This is a genomic window from Ruegeria lacuscaerulensis (assembly GCF_013033355.1).
In the GTDB taxonomy this organism is placed as follows: Bacteria; Pseudomonadota; Alphaproteobacteria; order Rhodobacterales; family Rhodobacteraceae; genus Ruegeria; species Ruegeria lacuscaerulensis_A.
Map to the genome: position 1 here is coordinate 1 of NZ_WQDY01000030.1, position 5,184 is coordinate 5,184.

Genomic DNA, 5,184 nt, shown 5'->3' on the forward strand with positions numbered 1-5,184 from the left:
TTGCAGGTAGCCTCAACTCGTGTCACCGTATCGCAATATGTATTGGGGGACGAATTGGGGGACGATTTTTGCCAAGCAGCCTACACAAGCTTTCAGCGGTCGGATTGAAGTCGCTTCCTCCTGGTAAGCACGAAGATGGAGGCGGACTACGGTTCGTGCGGCGTAAGGATGGGACAACTGCATGGGTGTTTCGCTTCACGATACACGGAAGACGGCGCGAAATGGGTCTTGGTCCCTATCCCGATGTTTCCCTCAAGGCCGCGCGAGAAATGGCGACCGAGTACAGGCAACAGGCCAAGCGCGGTATCGATCCTATAGCCAAGCGTGAAGCAGAGAAGCGGGAAGCCATCCGTAATCTGCACGTTGTTCGGGATGTGGCACAGGATTGCTTTGAGGCTCGCAAGGCAGAACTGAAGGGCGATGGAACTGCGAGACGCTGGTTCTCGCCGTTGGAAATCCACATCTTGCCCAAGCTTGGAAAGATGCCCATCGCTGAGGTGGATCAGATCTCTGTACGAGACACGCTGGCGCCGATCTGGCATGAAAAGGCGGAGACGGCTCGCAAAGCTGCGAACCGCTTGAATCTCGTTTTGAAGCATGCAGCCGCTTTGGGCCTGAATGTGGATTTACAGGCGGTGGACAAGGCCCGCGCTCTTCTCGGCAAGCAACGGCATGAAGCGACGAGCATTCCGGCTCTGCCGTGGCAAGAGGTGCCGGGTTTCTATGCATCGCTAGGTCAGGGCATAACTGAACTCGCGTTACGCCTGTTGATCCTCACCGGGGTGCGATCTGCCCCGATCCGCCACGCAAGACCGGATCAAATCAATTTAGGCGCGCGCATCTGGACGATCCCCGCCGAGCTTGTGAAGAGCCGCAAGGGGGCGACGGGAGACTTTCGGGTACCATTGACCAACGAGGCAATTAAGGTCGTAGAGGATGCTCTGCGTCACGCTGGTGAAGTGTTGTTTCCAGGGCAGCGAGGAAAACCGATCAGCGACATGACGATGAGCAAACTGATGCGTGACCGGGGCATGGAAGCCCGCCCTCACGGGTTCAGATCCAGTTTGCGAACTTGGGCCGAGGAAACCGGCCAGCCGTACGAAGTCGCTGAAACTGTACTTGGTCATGTTGTCGGCAATTCTGTGGAGCGGGCATATCAAAGATCCGACCTGATTGAGAAGCGTCGCGTTTTAATGGCCGCGTGGGCTGATCACGTAACAAGCAAAGGCCAGGCTGAAGTTGTGCCGATCAGTGGGGTGCAGGGATGAGTGAGAACAGCAAAAAGCCCCTTCATGAAGCTTCTTGGAAAAATCGCCACGAAAGTGAATTGGTTCGATTAGGAAACAGCGACCCTGATGAAGCGCTGGCTTTGTTGGAGCAACTTTCGAATTTGGGCATCGCGATCCCAGCCGAGATTGCTCTGCACGTCGCAGTACGGTGTAGAGACTTGGCACCGAGGCCAAGAAATAAACGAAAGAGAGGCCGCCCGCCGAGGTCGTTCGGTGACTACCTGCTAAGATTGACCGATGGAAAAGCAGCGATTGAGGGGCGCGAATTGAGCGTGTCACGCTCAGAACGCGAGATAGAACGATGCAAGTCCGAATTTCGAAGCTTTATTAAATTCGCTGAAAGTCAAGATGGTGAACCGCCAAAAAATGGGTGCATTTAGCCTATTTGTTGTCAGTGACTGACGCCTGAAAGGGCCTCAAACTCATCTCATGATTTCACATTTCATGAGGTGTCATATGCAGGACCGCCTTTTAACTGACCGCGAAGTTGCCGAACGCCTTGGCGTGTCCAAGGCTACAATTTGGCGACATGCCAAGGCCGGATTGCTACCTAAACCCGTCAAGCTTGGATATGCCGCCCGCTGGCCGGAAAGCGATATTCAGACTGCAGTGGAAAGCTTGAAAGCCGAGCGAACTTAAACAACCCGAAAACCGAAAACCCTAAACGCGAGCCCACCAGCCCGCGAACGGAGGAGACATGCCTCATCAGACCTTTCGAATTCTCGATCACGACTGGCGCCGAAAACAAACGCCGAAACACGAAACTCAAATGCATCAAACCGAAAAGGAGAAACTCGATGCTATTTCCTAACAGCGGCACAGGCCGCCCATACATTCGCCTCGACGCAAGAACGGCGACATTCAAGGCCTCCTGCGTCGATAGTGATGCGGTTGAAGTCGATTTGATCGGCAAGATCCTAGATCTGGATCTGGCCAACGCAGAACAGGGTTGGCTCAAAGTTGATCAGCATGGCGCGGATTTCGTGCCCTTGACGAAACAAGATGATTGGAATGGCACACCAAGCCCATCGCCTGAACACTCACCCGCCGTATCGCTGGACCTCAGAAGCGATGCTTGGGATGAACCCGCCGTCCGCGAACTACGTGGCGGTTCACGTGCCATTACCTCTTTCATCGCATCCGTCGCAAAAGAGGCCGGCGATATTCCAAACGGCAAGGCTGTTCGCGTTCGAATTGTTGCGGTCGACACCGTGAAATTTGGGCGAGGCACATCGACCGAAATCAAGTTTGAAATTGCGCCAAAGAGCAAATGGCCTGACCTCTCAACATTTGCGTCTGATGTCGGTTCATCGGGATCTGATCCTGACTCCGGAGATGATGGTACCGAAGATCCAGATGCCTGGGCCTGAGGTCACCGCAAGCAAGTACAAACGCTCGGGTTCTGATTTGTGCCGCAAATCAAACTCGAGCCGCCTGCATCGTCTTGCGACGACTTTCCTGCCACTCTTCAATAAGCGAGCACAATAATGAGTGATACGTTGATCGACTTCACTGACGGCGAACGCGAAGATTTGCGGGTGGCCGCGGGTCGCATGGCGTTGTTCTGGAAGCGAGAAGGACTTGCTGACGCGGTTTGCCAGATTGGGCCAGACCTCGGCTATGAGGGATTGCGGGTTGCGTTGGGAGCGTATTTTGAGCTGCGGCAACAGAGAGTGGACCGGGACCGCCGGAACAAGTTTCTGGATGACGAAATCCCGTTTTAGTCCAATCAATCGAGCAGCGTTTTGGGCGACGGCGTCCAATGAGCTTCTTCGAGACGCAGCAACTGAAGCCTTCGGTGAGCCCAACTTGTCCCTTTCGAACCAAGGCGACCTCAGGTTTGGCCAAAGGGGGTCCAAGTCCGTCGTTCTGCACGGTGAAAAACGCGGGTCCTTCTACGATCATGAGGCGCAAGACGGAGGCTACCTTCGCATTCCCGATGCGGATTTTGATCAGCTTGCAGCCCAGGGCGACAGAACATTCAGATTGGGCAACAGCAAAATGGAAAAACCTAACCGTGAAAAGGCCCGACAGCTTTGGTCAAAGGCTCTTCCGATCGAAGGTACGCCTGCCCAGAGGTATCTCGAAGCACGCGGCATCTTAAGACACCTTCCAGAAAATGCAGCCCGCTTTCATCCGAACGCTGTGGATGGCCGTCCCTGCTGCGTTTTTCCGGTGTTGGATTCAATGGGCGAAATCTGTGGCGTGCAACGTGTTCCGCTTTCAATTGATGGCGTACGTGTCGGTGATCGGAAATCCCTGGGACCAATTGGCGAAGGTTGGTTCGAAGTCTCGGATGCCGAACCGGCTCATACGCTGGTTGCGGAGGGCGCAGAAGACGCTCTGGCGATCTGGAGAGCGATGAAAGATGATATCTCCACACCTGACGTCCGGGTGGTCGCGATGCTTGGACAGCGATGGTTGCGGGCAGCGAAGGATTTTCCTTGCGGGATATTCTGCGCGGACGCGGACAGTGTTGCTGCAGCCCAAGATGCTGCAGCATCCTGCGGCGGGCGTGTTTTTGATCCATCGCCACGCAAGGACGCAAACGAAATTCTAATCGAAGATGGTCCAACGCAACTCTGGAACCGCCTCAGGCGCGCCCCGCGCGCGCAGATGGGCAGTGAAACGCCAGAGCGGGTGGCGACAGATGGCTTCTGGCTAGGAGAGGTTGAACCCGTACTCGAAAACGCTGACGCGATCCGGGGTTGGTTGCCGAAACGTGGAATCGCGACGCTCTACGGACCGCCTGGGTCAGGAAAAACATGGTTGGCGTTAGATATGGCAGCACATATTGCTGCGAACCAACCTTGGTATTCTCACCGCACGCAAGGTGGGCCAGTTGTCTACGTCGCATTTGAAGGCGTTGGCGGTGTTCGTAACCGTCTTGTGCCCCTTCTGAGAAAGGTAGGGCCCGTTCCGATGTACGTTATGAATGGTGGCCTTGATCTTTGCGATGAGGATGCCGTCTCGTTCTTGTTAAAGCAAATCCATGCGCTCAGTCAGGAAGCTGGCGAGGCCGTTCAAACCGTCTTCATCGATACATTGGCACGTGCAATCGGCGGACGCGACGAGAACTCGCCAGAGGGCATGGGAGCCGCTCTGGGGGGCGCGAGCGCGATCGAGAAGGCAATCGATGGCCTTGTCCTGCTTGTTCATCATACTGGAAAAGACACGTCACGCGGGGCACGCGGTCATTCTTCTCTCAAAGGTGCCGTCGATGCCGAAATCTCAATCACACGTGATGGCGACATAATCACGGCAGTCGCCGAGAAAGTGCGGGATGGAGAAGACGGAGCTATTTTCTCTTACCAACTCCAGCAAGTGGCGCTGGGTCTCGACCGCGATGGTGAGCATGTCACGTCGTGCTTTATCGAGCCGATGTCCAACTCACCGCATGAAACTGCTGACGCGGCGGTACAACTGCCCGACAAACAGCAAAATCTCATCGAGGCTCTTTCGCTCTACATCGATGAGCATGGCAGCTGGAATCCCGGAGGCGAAGAATGGCCCGAACCGGAAATGCACCGGATTGTTAACCAGGAGGAGCTCATTGCGTACGCTTCGAAGTTGGGCATCTCCAAAGCATCGCGCGATCGCGACCAAAAACGAGAAATTACCCGGATGATAGATGCACTGCAGACTGCGGGTCGCGTAGGAACAAACAGAGATTGGATTTGGCTTGTTTAAACGTGAGCGAGCTACGCGAGAAACGCGCGAGATCGCGGCAACTCGCGGGCGCGAGGTTTGGCGCGAGATCCTTATAGATAAACTCGCATCTCGCGCGTTGCTTGAACCATTGCAACAGGGGCGAGAGCGCGAGCCCGGGCAAAGCCCTCGGGCTCGCGCTCTCGCTGTCATAAGTTGTGCGAAATGGCGGGCGAACGGCGGGTTT

At 55.4% G+C, this 5,184-nt stretch carries 4 protein-coding genes and 1 pseudogene; all 5 read left to right on the top strand.

Going from position 1 to position 5,184, the window contains the following annotated elements:
• Positions 1-104: 104 nt before the first annotated feature.
• Positions 105-1,268 carry a tyrosine-type recombinase/integrase gene (locus GOW48_RS22195; protein WP_234900834.1) on the top strand — a complete coding sequence of 388 codons (1,164 nt, stop codon included), beginning with the start codon at positions 105-107 and terminating at the stop codon, positions 1,266-1,268.
• A 477-nt stretch (positions 1,269-1,745) separates the two neighbouring features.
• Entirely contained in the window at positions 1,746-1,928 is a 183-nt protein-coding gene (locus GOW48_RS22200) for a helix-turn-helix transcriptional regulator (RefSeq protein ID WP_170756238.1), read from the top strand.
• 158 nt (positions 1,929-2,086) lie between these two features.
• Positions 2,087-2,659: a hypothetical protein gene (locus GOW48_RS22205; RefSeq protein ID WP_170756239.1), complete on the top strand. Its 573-nt coding sequence runs from the start codon at positions 2,087-2,089 to the stop codon at positions 2,657-2,659.
• A gap of 117 nt (positions 2,660-2,776) precedes the next feature.
• Entirely contained in the window at positions 2,777-3,013 is a 237-nt protein-coding gene (locus GOW48_RS22210; RefSeq protein WP_170756240.1) for a hypothetical protein, read from the top strand.
• Positions 3,014-3,290: 277 nt separating this feature from the next.
• Positions 3,291-4,454 (top strand): annotated as a pseudogene (locus GOW48_RS22860) (AAA family ATPase); the annotation flags it as partial.
• Positions 4,455-5,184: the final 730 nt, after the last annotated feature.